Raw genomic sequence first — 18,115 nt, 5'->3', positions numbered from 1 at the left:
GGGAAGCAGATGTCCGACATCAAGTGGCAGGAGCCGTTCTGCGCCGGCGGAGGCAACGCCTGTCTCCAAATAGGCCACACTCCCGACGGCACCCCGATACTCCGCGAGACGAGCCGCCCTGACGAATTAATCACGACCACCCCCCAGAGCCTCCGCAACCTGATCGAGGCGGCCAAACGCGGCGAGCTCGACCACCTGCTCTGAGCTCAGAGCTCGTGCCTCAGTTCCTTCGGCGCCACGTCAGATGTATCCGAAAGGCACCGTCTTCTTCACGGCATCGGCGAGGTCGGTGAGCAGGCTGATACCGCCCGCCTCCCCCATGTACTCCTTGGGCACGGTCACCTCCACCCACGCCCGGCGCTTGGACGTCGTACAGCGGACACTGCCGTCCCGCTGCGGCTCGAGCAACCACTCGACGCCGTCGATCTCCACCGTGGGGGCATACGGGTCGTAGCTCTTATGCCCCTCGGTCACAACAAGCGGCCGCCCGACGCCACAGCGCAACACAACGGACGGACGCCCCCAGGACGCACTGAACTCCGAGCCGCGCCCGCCGGCTCTCCGCTTCGCCCCGTTCACCACATCAGGCAAAGCCACGTGCAACGCTCGGCAGTACCGCGCCTCCTCCCCCGAAGGACCCGGCTCAGGCCGCGCGTCCGCAGTCCCCCCACCTGGCGAGCACCCGGCCACAGCAAGCAGCGCGACAACCGCCCCCGGGCGAAGAATCCGACAGAGTAAGGCCCTCATCGGCCGAGCGTACGACCTGATCAGCGCTGCTAAGCCCCCACAAGGCCCCCGACAGCCTCTGTAAGGTACACGCCAGGCACCTAAGCTGCGCCGCTCGGCGCTGAATAGGTAGAGGCGCGTTTATGGGGGGGTCGCCTATGAGTTCCGGGGGCTTTGCAGAGAAGCGCTCACAGCAGGGCCAAGCGGCTGTCGGCGGGGTGGGCGGCGGCCAGGGAGTGTTGGCGAGCTCAGCGAGCGACACACAACGTGCCGCGACGTTCATGGAGCGGCATCTGCTGCCGGACACCCAGGCTGCCGGTCGCATGGGGGAAGGCGGCGGGACGGCGCACCCGCCCCTGGCCGGTCCAGCGGCCCCGCAGTCGAATCTCCTGAAGCCGGAGACCGGGTTGAAGGGGCTGTCCGATTGGGCTGCAGACAAAGGGTTGTCCGAGGCGATGACCATCTGGCAGGCACAGGCGAGCGGGCTGATGAGTCGGCTGAACCGGGAGCTGAACGCGCTGCGCAGCACGAACACCCTTCTCCAGGGCCAGGACACCGCCACTGCGGCGCAATTCGGCTCGGCGAGCATTGCGTCGCAGGAGCCGTTTCACAGCCGTATAAACGACTGGTGACCTGGGGGGATCGTGGCACTGAGATACCAGGATGTGGTGGTCGCCGATCTGTCGCCACTGCTGAACGCGTCCGAGCTGTGGCAGAAGATGGGAAAGCGCTTCGCTGAGCTGAAAGAGGATTACGAAAAGCAGGTCCAGCGCGCGCTGGCAAACGGCAAATGGCAGGGCCAGGCCTTCACCGCGCATCAGAACAGCTCTGCGGCCACGGCCTCGGAATACGCCGCGGCCAAGACGGAGGCGCTGGCCGTCGCCAGCCTCCTGAAGCAGGCGCACACCGAGCTCACCCGACTGCAGAAGGCAGTGAAGGATCTGGTCGCCGACGCCGAGGAGAAGAACTACAAGGTCGACGGTTCGGGCAGGGCCACGTACATCGGTTTCAGCAAGCTCTCCGCACAGGAGCAGAACGCCCTTCACCACGACCCCGACTACCCCAAGCTGGTGGCCCAGGCCCAGCAGGCGGCCCAGGAGTGGACCGACGGAATCGCCAAGGCGGTGCGGGCCGTGGACGAGGCCGACCAGGGCGTCAAACGGGCGTTGATACGCGCGGCGGGTTTCGGCGGGTTCAACGCGCACGCCGAGGGTGACTTGGCGAAGGCCGGGGCGCCGGACATCTCCGCCACGAGAGCCGACGGGTGGAAGATCAAGACGACTGGTCCCGGTCTCGGCTTCACCGCGACCGGCAGTCCCTCGTACGGCAAGGAGGGCAGGCTCAAGGCATACCTCGACCTGGGCCATGTGACCGCGGAGAGATCGCTGACCGACGGGCCGGCGGATGTCTCGGTGATCGCCGACGCCTACGCGGGAGCCAGGGCCACTGCGAACTACGGCTTCAGTGACAAGGGCGTCAACGCCGCCGCCGAGATATCCGGGGGAGGGCGGGCCATGGTCGAAGCACGCGAGGACAAAGGAGACATCCTTTACTACACGCGGGCTGAGGGGTTCGCCGGTGTCGAGGGCGGAGTCACCGCCAAAGCGACCAAGGACGAGGTCACCGTCGGAGCAAAAAGGTTCTCCGGAGGGAAGACTAGCGTGGCCGGGGGTTTCGAGATCGCCGGCATCGGCATCGGCGGGACGGCCGAGGGGTGGGCCGGCGCTGGTGCGGAGGCCAAATGGGGTTACATGAAGGACGAGACGACCGGCAAGTGGGAACTCGGCACCAAGGCGGGATTCTCCGGACCCCTTGGCGGAGCGCTAGGCGTCGAGATCACTGTCGATCCGCACAAGTTCAGCAAAGCCGTTGGTCACGCGGCCGACGCGGTCGGTGATACCGCAGGCTCCGTTAAGCGCACCATCAGCAGCTGGTTCTGATGCACTTCCCCGTGGAAAGAGGGCCTGAGATGGCCACGGCACTGCCGGTACCGATCGAATTCCGCCTGCCCGAGGCCTGGCTCCCGGCTGATCCGGAAGGGGACGGCGCCTCGGGTGTGGCCTTTGCCGCAGTACACCGGCAGGCTGACGCCGGGTTCACCGCCAACATAACCATCGATGGCGAGTACCGGCCGGACACGGCGACGCTGGATGAGCTGGCCGACGAGTCGGTGGAGCGCCTGCGCGAGGTCGCCGATTCGGTGGTGGTGACCCATCGCCGCGAGGTCGACTACCCGGACGCGCCTGCCCTGATCCAGCGGTTGGCCTTCTCGACCGGCACCGACGACGCACGCCGCGACCTCGTCCAGTCCCAGGTATATCTGCCCATGCTGGACCTTGCGGACTCTCGCAAGCGAGCGGTGGTCCGGCTGGCCCTGACTGCCACTGCGGCCCAGCACGACACCGTTCTCGGAGACTTCCAGGACTTCGTGCGCACGGTGCGCCCGGGTGCCGGAGCAGAGGGCTGACGATGGGCCTTTGGAGCAAGATCCTTGGCACCAAGTACCCCGACAGTGATGTCACACCGCTCTCCGCCACGGAGGTCCGGGACGCACTGTTCGCGGTCAACAGCCCGGACGTGCCGTACCGCGTGCGCAAGGCCAACCCCTGGGAGAAAGCCGACCTGACGGCGGAATGGTGGATCCCGGCGCGCCCCTCCTCCCGTGAGAAGGTGGAGCGGAGACTCAGGATCCGGATGCGCCTGGACCCGGCAGGGCATGAGGTGCGGATTCTCCAGGAGCAGTGGACCTCCGCCAGGGAGGGACTGGCCTGGTCGGGCGGGTACAGCCGTGGGGGAGGGTACTCGGTTGAACGGGCGTGGGCATACGAACGAGGGCCCGACGGCCGCCGTCGCAGAGTCGAGACGTATCGCCTGGACACACGCGACATGAGGAATGCCCTGCAGAAGGTGGTCCTCAGCTCAGGGTGGACCTGGCGCGGAGTGTTCAGGCTGTGACTGACCCGCAAGACACAGCGGGGAAGTCTTCACAGGTCAGTAGCACTTACCGTGTCTTCGACCAACACTCGGACGGCCCCTGTGTGGCAGCGTGAACCTAGTGAGGCCGGCCCCGCCGACGGCGCACAACGAGAGTGACAACGCCTGCCGCCGCGACGATTGCTGCGGCGATGCCCGCCGCCGGCATGTTGCGCTGTGACAGCAAGTCACCGCCCTCGGAGGTCTTCTCGGCATTGGCTCGCGGCGCGGAGGTGCCCGGCCTGGCCTTCGAAGCGGCTGCGGCGAGCTCCGGTAGGGGGCTTACGTCCGGGGGGCCGGGGTCGCCGGGGTTCTGCAGGGCGATGCGGGGGCGGACGACGCCGTAGCCGATATAGTCACTGCGCTTCTCGCCGCTCTTGGGGCCGCCGGCGGTGTTGATGAGGACGCGCAGGACCTGGTTCGCCGTCCAGTCGGGGTGCGCGGACCAGACCAGGGCCGCGGAGGCGGAGGCCAGAGCGGTGGCGTCGCTCGTGCCGTGGCTTGTGCAGATGTCGGTCCCATTCGCGCAGACCGACACCATGTCCTCGCCGGGCGCGGCGAGATCCACCTGCGGGCCGCTCTGAGACTCTTCGGTAGCCCGCACCTCGCGGTTGATGGCGGCTACGCCGATCACTCCGGGGAGTGCCGCCGGGTATTCAACGCCGTTTCCCACGTTGCCGCTGTTCCCCACGCTGGCGAAGATGAGCTTGCCCTTGGAGAGCGCATACTGAACGGCTTGCGCGAGTTGCTCATCCGATGCCCGAGAACCCATCGAGACGTTGATGACCCGTGCTTGGGAGTCGGCCGCATACCGAATGGCCGCGCTGACTTGCGATGAGAAGGCTCGCTCGGCGGAAACTGCGTTAGGCGAGTCATTGCCGTTCGCCACTCGAAGCGGCAGGATCGTGGCCCCGGGTGCCAGGCCGAATGCGTTGTTATCGCCGTCACCGGTGCCGGCGATCATCTCGGCAATGCGCGTGCCGTGGTTGTGCGGGTCGACTTGTGCGTTGCCTGGCTGCACAGAGAAGTTACGGCCCTCGAGCACTCGGCCACGAAGGTTGGGCAGAGAGTCTTCCACGCCGGTGTCGACGACGGCGACGGTAACTCCATCGCCTCTGGCTGTTTGCCAGATTTCTTCCGCCTTCATCGCATCCAAGTGCCACTGGCGGGAACGGACGTCCGCCTGGGCAGGCACGACGGCGAGGCTGCCGACCAGCAACGCTGTGCTGAAAGCGACGATTCCTGCCCGTCTGACGGTTGCGGTGACTCTGTTACGCATTCGCTCTTCCTCTTGCCTCTGGCGCGGCACTTCAGTCGATCACCGGCGGAACCATTCGTCGTCGAGTGCTGTGAGCCCAGGATTCTTCGTCCTCGGTGAGGTAGTCCGGCCGTTGACCGCGCCGTCCTGACTGCTGGGCGCCGCCATGAGTTGATTGTGGAGGTGCGATTCCACCGTGTCCCCCCGGGCTGGTAGGTGAGCCTTCGGCTACGGGCGCATTGCGTACAAGGCCTGTTCCGCCTGGGGTGAAGGGGCGCTCGCCTGCCGCCCCGGGGCGTTGCTGCATGCGGCCGCCGACGATACCTCCCGGTTCGGAAGCCAAGCGCCGTGTGGCTCCACGACCGGCTCCGCTGCCCATGTTTCCTCCAGGACTGGCCGTACCGGGGAGAGGGTTCATGCCGGGACAGCCTTGGCTTTGCGTCGTCTCGGCACCGACCACTGTGCCTCGCGGTACACCACCAGTGGTCTGTCCGGTGGCTCGAGGGACAGGACGGCCGCCGACGATGCCGTCGTTCGGCACGCGTGGATTCACTGCTGCGGTAGCCCCGCCGATCAGACCCGGGTTCGCAGTAACACGGCGGCTGCCGCCCGGAAACCCCGGCCCAGTGATGCCGGGGGAGCCTGGGCCCCTACCACCGGGGTCCGGCAGGTTGACGTCACCTCTGGGGAACGGCGGAGCGACGGTGCCGGGGAAGGGGTTGTCCCCCGGTCCGACTCCACCGATGCCTACGGGGTTATTCAATCCACTATTGGCCGCACCGGGAGGTTGAGGCGTAATGCCGTCAATCACAGTGCTCGCGTGGCTGGGTAGGCCCTCCACCTGGTCGACTGGCGCAATATGCGTGTCACCGCCCGTCCCCGGACCAGGCGGAGCCTTGCTGTACTCGGGGGGCGGCATCGTGTGCTGACGCGGACCACCGGCCGGAGCCGTCGATCCGGCGCCTCCCGAGCCGGGATCAGTGGTTACGCCGTCACGGTCTCCCGGCAATGGAGTCAGGTCCGGCATCGGCCGGAACGTAGGCCGCGGCGCCACCGACAGCTGGTGCGCCGACCACGCGTACGACTCCGCGAGCTGGCGCATCAGGCGTGCCGCCTCCGCAGGTGCCTGCTGGGCCTCATACGCCTGACGCTGCGTGGGCCCCGACGTTCGCAGGCCCCCCGACTGGTCCGTGACGAGCGGCGAGGGCACCTGCCCCACCCGCTCCGGATTCGCCTGCCGGTACGCATCCAGCGTCGCCCGGGACGCCGACGGCTTCGGCATCGCCGACTTCACCCTCGACAACGTCGACGCCGCATGCGTCATCCACTCACCCGCACTGCCACTCAGCTCACCCAGCCGCAACGTCGCATTGGCCATGTCCGCACCCCATGTACGGAAGGCCTCGCCCGCCTCGCCCTCCCACCGCACCTGCGACACATGACCCTTGAGCTCATCACCCAACTCCGCGATCAACACCGCCGCCGAAGCCAGCCGAGCCGCCACCAACGCCGTACGCTCCACATCCGCGTGCTCGACCATCGCATACAACTCGTCATGCGACTTCGACTCGAAATCCGACGCGATGATCAGACCACTGGCCGGCTTCGGCAGGATCGGACTCACCCCCACACCCCCACCCGGTGACCATGGTGTCGACGGTGTCGATGCCGTCATACGAGGCTCCCCTCGGTGCTGTCCTTCGGGCGGGCCGCAGGAGGCGCCTGCGGAGCCGTCTTCGGGGCGTGGGGGTCGAGTCTCGGGTCGTAGAGGGCCCGGGTCCTGGCCTGGATCGCGGCCAGTCGTGCGCGCAGGTCCTCGTCGACGTTGGCGTAGCCGACGCGGGCGGCGTGGGTGGCTGTGCTGAGGGCCTCGATCTGGTCGTTCAGGAGGGCGACCAGCGTCTTGAGCTGGCCGTGGATGTCGTTGTAGGCGCCGTGCAGCGAGTCGACCTCGGGGAAACCCGCACCCAGCTGGGCCACCGTCAAATGGTTGTCCGCGACGAGCTTCGGGTCCGCCTCCGTGCCCGGGAGGGAGGCGAGGATGCCCTCCAGCTTCCCCCGGAAGATCTTCAGTGACTCGAGCTCCGCGTACATTCCGGCAGCCGCCGACCCGGCACTCACGTCCGTCCCACCCCTCGTGTCATCCCCCGTGACATGTCGCAACCTGTCACAGATTACTGACGGGGAATGACATCCACCTGAGTACGGGTACTCAAACCTCCTGCGTCACGGCGGTCACAGCCGCCGCGGCCGTCTGGGGGCGGATCGGCAGGCGGTTGACGGGGCGGCCCGTGGCGGCCCGTACGGCGCCCGCCACGGCGGCCGGCGAGGTGACGACGGGGACGGCGCTGATCGCCTTGGCGCCGAAGGGGGCGACGACGTCGCGCTCCTCGACCAGCTTGACGATGTGCACCTCGGGCGCGTCCAGGGCCGTGGGGAGGGAGTACCCGGTCAGGTCCGGGCGGCGGACGTGGCCACCGCTCGTACGGAGGTTCTCCGTGAGGGCCGCGCCGACGCCCTGGGTGACGCCCGCCTCGATGCGGGTGCGGGCCTGGGCCGGGTTGAGGACGCGGCCGACGTCCTGGGCGATGGCCATCTCGACCACGCGCACGGAGCCGAGCTCGACGTCGACGTCGACGACCGCCCGTACGGCGCAGAAGGCCATGCCGACGAAGGCGTCGCCCTGGCCGGTGTCGTCGAGGGGCTCGGTGGGGTGCGGGCGGCACTGGGCGGTGGCCCAGAGTTCCTTGCCGTCGAGGGCCTCGTCGACCGTCGTGCTGAGCACGCCGTCATAGGACGTGATCTTGCCGTCGGCGATCGTCAGCAGCTCCGTGGACATGCCGAACTGGTGGGCCAGCGGCTGCAGCAGCTGGGTGCGCACCATGCGCGCCGCGCGCTCCACGGCACCGCCCGAGACCCAGGTGTGGCGGCCGTGGGCGGCCGGGCCGGACGGGGGCTGGTCGGTGTCGACGGGGGCGACGTGGACCTCCTCGATGCCGAGGATCTCCTGGACGATCTGGCGGGCCAGGGTGGTGAAGCCCTGGCCGGTCTCGACCGCCGCGCAGATGACCGTGGCGACCGAGCCGCTGACCTTCACCGTGGCCGTGGAGACCTCGTCCGCGCCCTCCGCGCCGAGCATGTGGACCATGCCCAGGCCGTAGCCGACGCCGCGCCGCACCGCGCCCGGCTCGCCGGCGCCGTCGGGGCCGCCGGGCAGCAGCCAGTCGTCCTCGGGGTCGTCCTGGGGGAGGTCGGGGAGCGGGTAGTCGCGGACCGCGCGCAGAAGCTCGGCGACGGGGGCCGGGCAGGTGACGGTCTGGCCGGTGGGCAGCAGGTCGCCGGTCGCCATGACGTTGCGCATGCGCAGCTCGGCCGGGTCGAGGCCGAGCTTCGCCGCGAGCTTGTCCATCTGGCCCTCGTACGCGGCGCACACCTGCATGGCGCCTTCGCCGCGCACATGGCCGGAGGGGGGGTTGTTGGTGCGTACGGCCCAGCCCTCGACGAAGGCGTGCGGGACGACGTACGGGCCGCAGGCGAAGGACACGGCCGCGGCCAGGGCCTCCGAGGAGTAGTCGGCGTAGGCGCCCGCGTCCAGCAGGATCTGGGCCTCGACCTTCACCAGCTTGCCGTCGGCGTCCGCGTGGTGGCGGTAGCGCAGCAGGGTGGGGTGGCGGTGGACGTGGCTGAGGAAGGACTCCTCACGGGTGGCCGCGAGCTTGACCGGGTGGCCCGTGCGCAGCGCCAGCAGGCCGAGCGCGATCTGGGTTCCGACGTCCTCGCGGTCGCCCATCGCGCCGGGGACGCCCGTGACGACGACCTTGACGCGCTCCGGCTCCAGCGCGAAGCACGCGGCCGCGAGGTCGCGGTCGTGGTGGGGGTCGGTGGAGGCGGTGTAGATCTCCACGCCGCCGTCCGGGCGTGGTACGGCCAGGCCGGCCTCGGCGCCGATGGGGGCGGGGTCCTGGCGGCCGATGCGGTACAGGCCTTCGACGATCACCTCGCCGACGGCGTCCGGGTCGCCGAAGCTCAGCGGGATGTGACGGATCAGATTGCCGTCGGGGTGCAGCGGCTCGGCGGCGAAGGCCGCCTCGGGGTCGGTGACCGGCTCGAGCACCTCGTACTCGACGGCGATGGCCGCGGCGGCGAGGCGGGCGGTGTCGGGGTGGTCGGCGGCTACGGCGGCGATCGGCTCGCCGTGGTAGCGGACGGTGTCGGACGCGAAGACGGGCCGGTCGGCGACGCCCCGGCCGTGGGCGGCGTCGCCGGGCACGTCGGCGTGCGTCACGACGGCCCGGACGCCCGGCATCGTCGCGGCGGTGGTGGTGTCGACGGAGACGATGCGGGCGCGCGGGTGGGGCGCGCGCAGCACGGCGGCCCACAGCAGGCCCTCGGCCCACAGGTCGGCCGCGTACGGGAAGGTGCCCTGCGCCTTGGCGACCGCGTCGGCGGCCGGGAGGGAGACGCCGATGCCGCGCGGCGGGCCCTCGGGGACGGCGGGCGGCACGAGGGTGGCGGTGGTGACGGACGCCGGGATGTCTCCCGCGCCCGTCGTGCCCCCGAGGCCGCCCATTCCGGCGGTCCCGCCCATTCCCGTCATGCCATCGCCCTTCCGTCACCGCTGTCGCTGCCGTCGCCGTACGGGCCGTACGGGCCCGCCTGGTGCGGGATGTCCGCCGTGGCCGCGTCCGGCTGCTGCTGGGTCTCCTCCAGAGCGGCGGCCGCTTCGGCGCGCTCGTCGACGACCTGGCGCACGGCCTGCAGCACGCCGCGGTAGCCGGAGCAGCGGCAGAGGTTGCCGCAGATGGCCTGGCGGGTCTCCAGCTCGGTGGGAGCGTGGTTGCCCTCGAGCAGGTCGTGCACGGTCATGGCGAGGCCGGGGACGCAGAAGCCGCACTGCACGGCCCCGCACTCGGCGAGCGCGCGCTGCACGTCGGACGGCTGCCCGTGCTGCGCCAGGCCCTCGACCGTACGGATCTCCGAGCCCGCCGTGGTCGCGGCGGGCACCAGGCACGAGGCGACGAGCCGGCCGTCGACCTGTACGGAGCAGGCGCCGCACTCGCCCTGCGAGCAGCCGTCCTTGGCACCGGCGAGCCCGAGGCGCTCGCGCAGGACGTACAGCAGGGACTCGCCGATCCAGGCGTCCGTGACGGGACGGTCGGTGCCGTTGACGTGCAGGACGTACGAGGCGCAGGGGTGTTCGTTGTGCGGCTGGAGCAGGGCCTCGGGCTGCGGCTCCGGCTGGGCTTCCAGCGGCGGTTCCGGCTGTGCCCCGGCCGCGGCGTACGCCTCCGGCCCGGCGTACTGCTCCGGTACGGGCACGGGAACGGGCTCGGCAACGGCGTCCGGCGCGACGGCCGACGCCTCGGCCGGCGCCTCGGCGGTGGGCGCCTGGACGGCCTCGGGCTCGGGCTCGGCCACGGGCTCCACCGTCGACTCGGCCACGGGCTCGGGGGCCGGCGCGGCGGCCTCGGGTGCCACCGGCGCGGCGTGGTCGGGGGACGTGGCGTCGGGTGCCGCGTGGTCGAGCGGGGGCTCGGGCGACTCGGGCGTGGGATCGCCTTCCGTCGGCGCCTCCGCGCGCGCGGCCGTCGTCCACTCTCCGGTCGGATTGTCGCCCGCACCGGTGACCTCGCCGACGGGCGCGGCGTACTCGTGGCGCGCCTCCAGGCCCGCCTCGCGCAGGGGGTACTCCCCCGACTCGTCCACCGAGTCGTCGCCGGCGGCGGGCACGGACCACTGGCCTGCCGCTGTCACCGCGGGATCGGTCGCCGGAACGCCGCCGTGACCGGGCGGGACCTCGTGCCCGAACGGAACGTCGTGACCGAACTGACCCGCCGGGATGTCGTGACCGGCCTGGACTTCGTGGCCCACCTGGCCGTCGTGGCCGAACTGGCCGTCGTGGCCGAACTGGCCGTCGTGGCCGAACTGGCCCGGCTGGCCCGGCTGGCCCGGCTGGCCGCCATGGCCGCCATGGCCGCCATGACCGGCCTGAGCCTCATAGCCGCCCTGGACGTCATGCCCGAACGGAACGTCGTGACCGATCTGGCCGCCGTGGCCCGCCTGGCCGTCGTGACCGAACTGGCCGGCCTGGGCCTCGTGACCGAACGGGTCGGCCTGGACGTCGTGACCGAACTGCAGGTCATGACCGAACTGGACCTCATGCCCGGCCTGCCCGCCCTGGCCGTCCTCGGCCGCGAACGGCATGGGCCACTGCTCCGTGGCGTGCGGGTCGGCGGCACCGCCGTCGTCGGCGCCGTCCGGCGCGGAGTCGGCGGGCACGCCCGCGTGGCCGTAGGAGGCCTCGTACGCCGGTGCGTCCCACTGACCGCCGTGCTGGCCGCCGTGCGCGACCGGGACGGGCGCGGCCACAGGCTGCTGCCACGTGTCGGCCACCGGGGGGGCGTAGCCCGTGCCGGGTGCCGCGAGCGGTCCCCAGGATGCCTGCGCGCCGGCTCCGGCGCCCGCGCCGGGGTGGGCGAGGAGCTCCGGCGGGAGCTGCACGAAGGTCGTGCCTTCGGCGTCCAGTTCCCCGCCTCGGGGAATGGGCTGCCAGCCGCCCGCGGCGGACGCATGGGTGTGTCGCTGCTGTTCGTCACTCACGCGAGTGCCCTCCCCAGAGCTCGGCGGGCCAGAGTCGACACCGTACGACGGAGATGCAGGACGGCTGGCGGCAGGGTACCCGGCTCGGTGCCGTCGAGGGCGGACTGTGCGGGGGACGGGTCGGGGATGCACGCGGTGGCGACGTAGTCGCCGAACGCCGCGAGGACCTCCGGGGCGAGCGTGCGCTCCCCGTCCCAGTCGATGATCGAGGAGACCCAGCGCTCCGCGTCGAACGGCCGCAGCGGCATCGGCGCCACCGCGCCCACCGCGCACCGCACGCTGCGCCGCGCCGGGTCCAGGACGACGGCCACCGACGCGACGGCGCGGCTGGGGCCCGTACGCCCGGTGGCCTTGAGGAAGGTCTGCGGGGCGTGCAGCAGCGGCACGCGCACGTACCCGATGAGCTCGCCCGGCCGCAGCATGTCCAGGCCGGCCAGCAGCCGGCCGATGGGCATCTCGCGGCGTTCGCCGCCGGGGCCCGCGATGACGAGGGAGGCCTCCAGAGCGGCGAGCACGGGCAGGGCGTCGCCGGTGGGGGCGGCGGAGGCGATGTTGCCGCCGAGGGTGCCGGCGTTGCGGATCTGCGGCGGGCCGGCGGACCGGGCGGCGGTGGCGAGGGCGGGGATGAGGGCGGCGAAGTCCGGGCGGCCCATACGGGCGTGGGTGAGGCCGGCGCCGAGCAGGGCGGCGCCGTCCTGGTACTGCCACCCGCGGATCTCGTTGATGCGGCCGAGGCCGACGAGCGCGGCGGGCCGGAGCAGCCCGGAGTTGACGGCGGCCATCAGGTCCGTGCCGCCCGCCACGGGCACGGCCGTGGGCATGGCGGCCAGCGCCGCCACGGCTTCGTCGAGCGAGCCCGGCAACGTCACCGTGTGCGCCGCCTGCGGTGCGTGCGTGGTCAACCCAGCTGCCCCTTCCCCGGAGGTCCCGACTGTTCCGCCAGGTCTCGCCGTACGGTACGTGCTGTCGGCCCGGACGTGGCAACTCTGGCACATCTTCCGGGTGCGCCGTCGCGAGGGTCCACGAACCGCCGGACTGCCCCCACTCGGGATGGAGGCAGGAAAAGTCCGGATTCGGGAACTCTCTCCCTCATGAGCACTCTGGGCAATCTGTGCGTATTGCCTGCGTATTGCCATGCTTCGGTGACCCTTGTACGACTTACGGCAGTGTGTGAACGACCACCGTGCCAGGGGCCGCCCCACGGTTCGTCACCTTCCGCCGCGCCTCACACGATCGGGGGCGCACCCTCGATCGGACGTCCGAGCACGCCGGGCCGGCGCTGCCAGGGGCGCGGGCCGCCGGGTGGGCGGTAGTCGACGCCCAGGGCGTCGAGCCGGGCGTAGTGCGCGGCGGTCATCCGCCGCTCGAAGCCCGCGTAGTCGCGGACGGCGGGCGGCGGGAGGTCGGACCACACCGCCTCCGCGAAGGCGGCCAGCCGCGGGAACGCCTGATAGTCGACGCGCTGCTGGTTCTCCATCACCTCGGTCCAGATGTTGGCCTGCGCCCCGAGCACCCGGCCGGCCTCCGCGTCCGTCAGCTCCGCCGGTACCGGCTCGAAGCGGTAGACGTCCTCCAGGGTGCGGACGTAGCCGATGGGGACGGGCTCGTCGTCGCCCGGCGCCTGCCGGTGGTCGAGATAGACCTGTTCCTGGGGGCACATGACGACGTCGTGCCCGGCGCGGGCCGCGGCGACGCCGCCCGCGTGGCCGCGCCAGGAGGAGACCGCGGCCCCGGGCGACAGGCCGCCGTCCAGCAGACCGCCCTCGAGGATCTCGTCCCATCCGATGAGCCGCCGGCCCCGTCCGGCGAGCCAGCGGTCGAAGTGCCGGACGAACCAGCTCTGCAGCTCCTCCTCGTCCGCCAGCCCCTCCGCCTCCCGCCGCGCCCGGGCGGCCGGTGACGCCTTCCACTGGCCCTTGGGGCATTCGTCGCCGCCGATGTGGACGAAGGGCGACGGGAAGAGCTCGAGGACCTCGGTCAGCACGTTCTCGTAGAAGGCCAGGGTGTTGTCAGTGGGGGCGAGTACGTTCTCGCTGATGCCCCAGGTGTCGCGGACGGAGAGGGTGGTGGTGTCGATGACGTCGGTGTTGCCCAGTTCGGGGTACGCGGCGATGGCGGCCTGCGAGTGGCCCGGAATATCGATCTCGGGCACGACGGTGACGTGCCGTCCGGCCGCGTACGCGACGATCTCGCGAAGATCGTCCTTCGTGTAGTAACCGCCGTGCGGCCGCTCGTCCCACAGCGCGGACGCGCCGTGCCCGGTCCGGGTGCGCGCCCGCCAGGCGCCGGTCTCCGTCAGCCCCGGGTAGCGCTCGATCTCCACGCGCCAGCCCTGATCGTCGGTCAGGTGCAGGTGCAGGACGTTCAGCTTGTGGGCGGCGAGCAGGTCGATCTGGCGCAGCACGCCGTCCTTGGGCATGAAGTGCCGGGCGACGTCGAGGAGGACGCCGCGCCAGCGGAAGCGTGGGGCGTCCTCGACGACGACGCGGGGGACGGTCCACGCGCGGCGCGGGGACACCGGCGCGCGCCGGAACGCCTCCGGGCCGAGCAGCTGACGGAGGGTCTGCGCCGCCCAGAAGACCCCGGCGGCCCCGCCCCCGGCGACGTGCACGGTGTGGCCGTCGACCACCAGGCGGTAGCCCTCCGGGCCGAGCTCCCGCCCGACGGCCGCGTCGACGCTCAGCACGACGCGCACTCCGCGACCCGCGCCGGGATCCGCGCCGCGGCCCGCGCCCGGATCCGCGCCGTCCGGCCGGGCCGGGTCCGGGGGCGCGAGCGGCAGGCCCGTCGCCGCGCCGACGGTCGCGCGCAGCCAGCGCGCGACGTCCTCGGTGCCGGGCCGCGCCTCGAGCACGGTCTCCTCGTCGAGGACCACGCCGCCGTCCTCGCCGGATGCGTACGCGGCCCCGGGCGGCGCGCCCCGCATCCGGCGCGGGGCGGGGATCAGGGCCGGGAGCGGGGGCGGATCGACCGGCGGACCGGTCGAGGAGCCGGTCGACGGAGCTGTCAGCGGATCGGCCATGCGTCACTCCTCCGTGCGCGGGCGCCGGGAGCCACCGAGGGCGCGTGCGCGGCCCGGCGAAGACGAACGGCTCCTGGAGGGCGCGTGCGCGCCTCCCAGGAGCCGTGGAAAAGCCTGAAGTGGGTGGGACGGGGGCTACTTCTTGTCGCCGCCCTTGCCGTCCTTGCCGCCCTTGCCGTCGCCGCCGGCGCCCATGCCGTCGAAGATCTCCTTGCACATGGGACAGACCGGGTACTTCTTCGGGTCGCGCCCGGGAACCCAGACCTTGCCGCACAGCGCCACCACCGGAGAACCGGAGAGCGCGCTCTCCATGATCTTGTCCTTCTGGACGTAGTGGGCGTAGCGCTCGTGGTCGCCGTCGCCGTGCGACACCTGCGGTGTCGGCTCTACGAGGGTGCCGGTACCTGCCCCGCGCTCGGGCTCGAGAGTGCTCATGGTCTCCAAGGGTACTGGGACCGGGCCCCGTCAGTTGAGGCTCGGGTCGTCCGGATAGGTGGCGACCATCGCCAGTTCGTTGCGCTGACGCCGCAGAACGGCCCGCCACAGCTGCCGCGGGTCGGGGGACGACACGTCGCCGGGCTCGGACTCGACCACGTACCAGGCACCCTCGACGAGCTCCTGCTCCAGCTGGCCGGGGCCCCAGCCGGAGTAGCCCGCGAAGATGCGCAGCGAGCCCAGCTCGGCGGCCAGCAGCTCCGGCGGGGCCTCCAGGTCGACCAGCCCGATCGCCCCGTGCACCCGGCGCCACCCGATGGGGTCCGCGCGCCCCGGGCGCGTCCTGGGGGGCGCCAGGGGCCCCTCCCCGGCCGCGGGGGCGGCGTGCTGGTCGTCCTGGTCGTGCTGCTCCCCCGGCACCACGCCCACGCCCAGCGCCGAGTCCAGCGAGACGGGGCCGCCCTGGAAGACCACCCCGGGCTCCCCGGTCAGCGCGGCCCAGGGCTGGAGGATGTCGCCGACGTCGACGGGGGTCGGCCGGTTGAGGACCACGCCGAGGGAGCCCTCCTCGTCGTGGTCGAGCAGCAGCACCACCGCGCGGTCGAAGTTCGGGTCCGACAGCGCGGGCGTCGCGACGAGCAGCCGCCCTGTGAGCGAGGACACCTCGGTCATGGCCACATGATCCCGCATTTCGGGGCCGGAGGGGGAGTGGACGGGGACGACCGTCGGGGGGCGGGAAGGGGGCGTACGAGAGCAGCGCCCGCGCATATGACCGGAATGCGACGTCGCGATAACCGGTAGCGACCATTCCATAAACGCAGAGTGTTGTGACAAAACCATTGCGTGCCCTGAGCGCCCTCGGGGCGGCCTAAAGGGGCTCCGGTCGCATTACCCTTTCTTCTTGCCCCCTGCCCAACTCCAGGAACGCGAGATCCATGACCGGCCCTGACGATGTCCTGCTTGTCCACGGCGGTGCCCCGCTCGAGGGAGAGATCCGCGTCCGCGGCGCGAAGAACCTCGTGCCCAAGGCCATGGTCGCCGCCCTGCTCGGCCACGGCCCCAGCCGTCTGCGCAACGTCCCCGACATCCGTGACGTGCGCGTCGTACGCGGTCTGCTCCAGCTCCACGGCGTGACCGTGCGCCCCGGCGACGAGCCCGGCGAGCTGGTCCTCGACCCCACGTACGTCGAGAGCGCCAACGTCGCGGACATCGACGCCCACGCCGGTTCGTCGCGCATCCCGATCCTGCTGTGCGGCCCGCTCCTGCACCGCCTCGGCCACGCGTTCATACCCGGCCTCGGCGGCTGCGACATCGGCGGCCGGCCGATCGACTTCCACTTCGAGGTCCTGCGCCAGTTCGGCGCCACGATCGAGAAGCGCGAGGGCGGCCAGTACCTGGAGGCGCCGCAGCGCCTGCGGGGCACCAAGATCCGTCTGCCCTACCCCTCGGTCGGCGCCACCGAGCAGGTCCTGCTCACCGCCGTCCTCGCCGAGGGCGTCACCGAGCTGTCCAACGCGGCCGTCGAGCCGGAGATCGAAGACCTCATCTGCGTTCTGCAGAAGATGGGCGCGATCATCGCGATGGACACCGACCGCACCATCCGCATCACCGGTGTCGACAAGCTGGGCGGCTACAACCACCGCGCCCTGCCCGACCGCCTCGAGGCCGCCTCCTGGGCCTCGGCGGCCCTGGCCACCAAGGGCAACATCTACGTCCGCGGCGCCCAGCAGCGCTCGATGGTCGCGTTCCTCAACACCTACCGCAAGGTCGGCGGCGCCTTCGAGATCGACGACGAGGGCATCCGCTTCTGGCACCCCGGCGGCCCGCTCAACGCCATCGCGCTGGAGACGGACGTCGCCCCCGGTTTCCAGACCGACTGGCAGCAGCCGCTGGTCGTGGCGCTGACGCAGGCCTCCGGCCTGTCCATCGTCCACGAGACGGTCTACGAGTCCCGTCTGGGCTTCACCTCCGCCCTGAACCAGATGGGCGCCCACATCCAGCTCTACCGCGAGTGCCTGGGCGGCTCCGCCTGCCGCTTCGGCCAGCGCAACTTCCTGCACTCCGCGGTCGTGTCCGGCCCGACGAAGCTGCAGGGCGCCGACCTGGTCATCCCCGACCTGCGCGGCGGCTTCTCCTACCTGATCGCCGCCCTCGCGGCCGAGGGCACGTCCCGTGTCCACGGCATCGAGCTCATCAACCGCGGCTACGAGAACTTCATGGAGAAGTTGAAGGTCCTCGGTGCGAACGTGGAGCGCCCGGGAGCCTGAGCCCGCAGGGCGCCTGACGCCCCGTAAGGCCGCGTGAAGCCCGTACGGACCTTCGAAGGTCCGTACGGGCTTCTTCGTGTTCCGAGGCCGCTCACGGGGCTGACAGGCCCTCACGAACGCCAAAAGGGCGGCCACCCCGGACCGGGGTGGCCGCCCTTGCGACGCTTGACGCGGCGCCCGAGGCTTACTTGCCCTTCGCGGCTTCCTTGAGCTTCGAGCCCGCGGAGACCTTCACGCTGTAACCGGCAGCGATCTGGATCGGCTCGCCCGTCTGCGGGTTGCGCGCGGTCCGAGCGGCACGGTGGGTGCGCTCGAAGGTCAGGAAGCCGGGGATGGTGACCTTCTCGTCGCCCTTGGCGACGACCTCGCCGACGGTCTCGGCGAGCGCGGCCAGAACGGCGTCGGCGTCCTTGCGGGTCACCTCGGCACGGTCGGCCAGAGCGGCCACCAGCTCACTGCGGTTCATGTTGTACTCCCGTGTTCTTCTTGCCAATGAGGCGTGAGATCGAAGCCGATGCTGCCAGGGCCCTCGGACAGTCCCCGGACCCGGGTCCGTTTGCCAGACCCTCGCGCCTGGTTACGCATCCTGCCCCCACCAGTGGCGGGAAAGCCAATCCGGCACCCTGGAGAGTCACACGGAAAGCGCCACGGCCAGCGCCACAGCCTTGGATGCGGGCGCATTTCCGCGGCCCTGGATGTCTGCCCGACACCTTATGGGGGCTCAAGGAGCCCCGCGCCACTCGACGCGCCGTCGTCAGACCGTCGTGGCGGCCGTCACAGCCGCTCCGGCGGCCTTGGCGGCCTCCCGCACGGCACCGGCGACGGCCCCGGCGA

Annotated in this window: 17 protein-coding genes; 7 read left to right on the top strand and 10 right to left on the bottom strand. The window is 71.3% G+C overall.

Features of this window, described 5'->3' with window-relative positions; all coding sequences use genetic code 11:
- Window positions 1-9 precede the first annotated feature (9 nt).
- Window positions 10-204, top strand: coding sequence for a DUF397 domain-containing protein (locus AB4K12_RS05550; RefSeq protein ID WP_368433175.1), 195 nt, complete (start codon window positions 10-12; stop codon window positions 202-204).
- A gap of 36 nt (window positions 205-240) precedes the next feature.
- Here the strand turns inward: AB4K12_RS05550 and AB4K12_RS05545 are convergent, their stop codons facing one another.
- The gene (locus AB4K12_RS05545; protein WP_368433174.1) at window positions 241-747 is read right to left on the bottom strand and encodes a DUF3515 domain-containing protein; all 507 of its coding nucleotides are present in this window, start codon (window positions 745-747) and stop codon (window positions 241-243) included.
- Window positions 748-1,007: 260 nt separating this feature from the next.
- On the opposite strand from AB4K12_RS05545, the gene AB4K12_RS05540 reads away from it, so the two are divergent.
- The 4 genes from AB4K12_RS05540 to AB4K12_RS05525 are packed head-to-tail and all read left to right on the top strand — an operon-like array spanning window position 1,008 to window position 3,681.
- Window positions 1,008-1,358, top strand: a complete 351-nt coding sequence (locus tag AB4K12_RS05540; protein ID WP_368433173.1) for a hypothetical protein — start codon at window positions 1,008-1,010, stop codon at window positions 1,356-1,358.
- A gap of 12 nt (window positions 1,359-1,370) precedes the next feature.
- Window positions 1,371-2,666, top strand: coding sequence for a hypothetical protein (locus AB4K12_RS05535; RefSeq protein ID WP_368433172.1), 1,296 nt, complete (start codon window positions 1,371-1,373; stop codon window positions 2,664-2,666).
- Between the two features lie 29 nt (window positions 2,667-2,695).
- Entirely contained in the window at window positions 2,696-3,193 is a 498-nt protein-coding gene (locus tag AB4K12_RS05530; RefSeq protein WP_368433171.1) for a hypothetical protein, read from the top strand.
- Window positions 3,194-3,195: 2 nt separating this feature from the next.
- Complete coding sequence (locus AB4K12_RS05525; RefSeq protein ID WP_368433170.1) at window positions 3,196-3,681, top strand: hypothetical protein; 486 nt, start codon at window positions 3,196-3,198, stop codon at window positions 3,679-3,681.
- Window positions 3,682-3,778: 97 nt separating this feature from the next.
- On the opposite strand, the gene mycP is transcribed toward AB4K12_RS05525, so the two are convergent.
- Complete coding sequence (gene mycP / locus AB4K12_RS05520) at window positions 3,779-4,978, bottom strand: type VII secretion-associated serine protease mycosin (RefSeq protein WP_368433169.1); 1,200 nt, start codon at window positions 4,976-4,978, stop codon at window positions 3,779-3,781.
- A gap of 1,169 nt (window positions 4,979-6,147) precedes the next feature.
- On the opposite strand from mycP, the gene AB4K12_RS05515 reads away from it, so the two are divergent.
- Window positions 6,148-6,399, top strand: a complete 252-nt coding sequence (locus tag AB4K12_RS05515) for a hypothetical protein (RefSeq protein ID WP_368433168.1) — start codon at window positions 6,148-6,150, stop codon at window positions 6,397-6,399.
- A gap of 229 nt (window positions 6,400-6,628) precedes the next feature.
- Here the strand turns inward: AB4K12_RS05515 and AB4K12_RS05510 are convergent, their stop codons facing one another.
- From AB4K12_RS05510 to AB4K12_RS05480, 7 genes are all read right to left on the bottom strand, one after another.
- On the bottom strand, window positions 6,629-7,078 hold the full coding sequence (locus tag AB4K12_RS05510; RefSeq protein ID WP_368433167.1) for a hypothetical protein: 450 nt from the start codon (window positions 7,076-7,078) through the stop codon (window positions 6,629-6,631).
- 91 nt (window positions 7,079-7,169) lie between these two features.
- Window positions 7,170-9,527, bottom strand: a complete 2,358-nt coding sequence (locus AB4K12_RS05505; RefSeq protein WP_368433806.1) for a xanthine dehydrogenase family protein molybdopterin-binding subunit — start codon at window positions 9,525-9,527, stop codon at window positions 7,170-7,172.
- Window positions 9,528-9,550: 23 nt separating this feature from the next.
- Window positions 9,551-11,557 carry a 2Fe-2S iron-sulfur cluster-binding protein gene (locus AB4K12_RS05500; RefSeq protein ID WP_368433166.1) on the bottom strand — a complete coding sequence of 669 codons (2,007 nt, stop codon included), beginning with the start codon at window positions 11,555-11,557 and terminating at the stop codon, window positions 9,551-9,553.
- Window positions 11,554-12,459, bottom strand: a complete 906-nt coding sequence (locus AB4K12_RS05495) for a xanthine dehydrogenase family protein subunit M (protein ID WP_368433165.1) — start codon at window positions 12,457-12,459, stop codon at window positions 11,554-11,556. Before AB4K12_RS05495 ends, AB4K12_RS05500 begins: the two co-directional genes overlap by 4 nt.
- Window positions 12,460-12,782: 323 nt before the next feature.
- On the bottom strand, window positions 12,783-14,579 hold the full coding sequence (locus AB4K12_RS05490; protein WP_368433164.1) for a beta-N-acetylhexosaminidase: 1,797 nt from the start codon (window positions 14,577-14,579) through the stop codon (window positions 12,783-12,785).
- Between the two features lie 135 nt (window positions 14,580-14,714).
- Window positions 14,715-15,014, bottom strand: a complete 300-nt coding sequence (locus tag AB4K12_RS05485) for a DUF3039 domain-containing protein (RefSeq protein WP_207246573.1) — start codon at window positions 15,012-15,014, stop codon at window positions 14,715-14,717.
- Window positions 15,015-15,044: 30 nt separating this feature from the next.
- Window positions 15,045-15,686, bottom strand: coding sequence for a YqgE/AlgH family protein (locus AB4K12_RS05480; protein WP_368433163.1), 642 nt, complete (start codon window positions 15,684-15,686; stop codon window positions 15,045-15,047).
- Between the two features lie 263 nt (window positions 15,687-15,949).
- Here AB4K12_RS05480 and murA point away from each other — a divergent pair, with 263 nt between their 5' ends.
- A complete protein-coding gene (murA, locus tag AB4K12_RS05475; protein WP_368433162.1) occupies window positions 15,950-17,281 on the top strand; it encodes a UDP-N-acetylglucosamine 1-carboxyvinyltransferase in 1,332 nt (443 codons plus the stop codon).
- Window positions 17,282-17,465: 184 nt separating this feature from the next.
- On the opposite strand, the gene AB4K12_RS05470 is transcribed toward murA, so the two are convergent.
- Window positions 17,466-17,747, bottom strand: coding sequence for an HU family DNA-binding protein (locus AB4K12_RS05470; RefSeq protein ID WP_004951951.1), 282 nt, complete (start codon window positions 17,745-17,747; stop codon window positions 17,466-17,468).
- Window positions 17,748-18,115 lie beyond the last annotated feature (368 nt).

The organism is Streptomyces sp. C36 (genome assembly GCF_040932295.1).
GTDB classification, from domain to species: domain Bacteria; phylum Actinomycetota; class Actinomycetes; order Streptomycetales; family Streptomycetaceae; genus Streptomyces; species Streptomyces triculaminicus.
This window is presented reverse-complemented; position numbering and strand designations above follow the sequence as displayed.

Excerpts from the sequence above, each read along its gene's own strand:
- mycP (WP_368433169.1), bottom strand. The coding sequence starts at position 4,978 with ATGCGTAACAGAGTCACCGCAACCGTCAGACGGGCAGGAATCGTCGCT.
- AB4K12_RS05550 (WP_368433175.1), top strand. The coding sequence starts at position 10 with ATGTCCGACATCAAGTGGCAGGAGCCGTTCTGCGCCGGCGGAGGCAAC.
- AB4K12_RS05480 (WP_368433163.1), bottom strand. The coding sequence starts at position 15,686 with ATGACCGAGGTGTCCTCGCTCACAGGGCGGCTGCTCGTCGCGACGCCC.
- AB4K12_RS05545 (WP_368433174.1), bottom strand. The coding sequence starts at position 747 with ATGAGGGCCTTACTCTGTCGGATTCTTCGCCCGGGGGCGGTTGTCGCG.
- AB4K12_RS05470 (WP_004951951.1), bottom strand. The coding sequence starts at position 17,747 with ATGAACCGCAGTGAGCTGGTGGCCGCTCTGGCCGACCGTGCCGAGGTG.
- AB4K12_RS05490 (WP_368433164.1), bottom strand. The coding sequence starts at position 14,579 with ATGGCCGATCCGCTGACAGCTCCGTCGACCGGCTCCTCGACCGGTCCG.
- AB4K12_RS05540 (WP_368433173.1), top strand. The coding sequence starts at position 1,008 with ATGGAGCGGCATCTGCTGCCGGACACCCAGGCTGCCGGTCGCATGGGG.
- AB4K12_RS05485 (WP_207246573.1), bottom strand. The coding sequence starts at position 15,014 with ATGAGCACTCTCGAGCCCGAGCGCGGGGCAGGTACCGGCACCCTCGTA.
- murA (WP_368433162.1), top strand. The coding sequence starts at position 15,950 with ATGACCGGCCCTGACGATGTCCTGCTTGTCCACGGCGGTGCCCCGCTC.
- AB4K12_RS05530 (WP_368433171.1), top strand. The coding sequence starts at position 2,696 with ATGGCCACGGCACTGCCGGTACCGATCGAATTCCGCCTGCCCGAGGCC.
- AB4K12_RS05505 (WP_368433806.1), bottom strand. The coding sequence starts at position 9,527 with ATGGGCGGCCTCGGGGGCACGACGGGCGCGGGAGACATCCCGGCGTCC.
- AB4K12_RS05525 (WP_368433170.1), top strand. The coding sequence starts at position 3,196 with ATGGGCCTTTGGAGCAAGATCCTTGGCACCAAGTACCCCGACAGTGAT.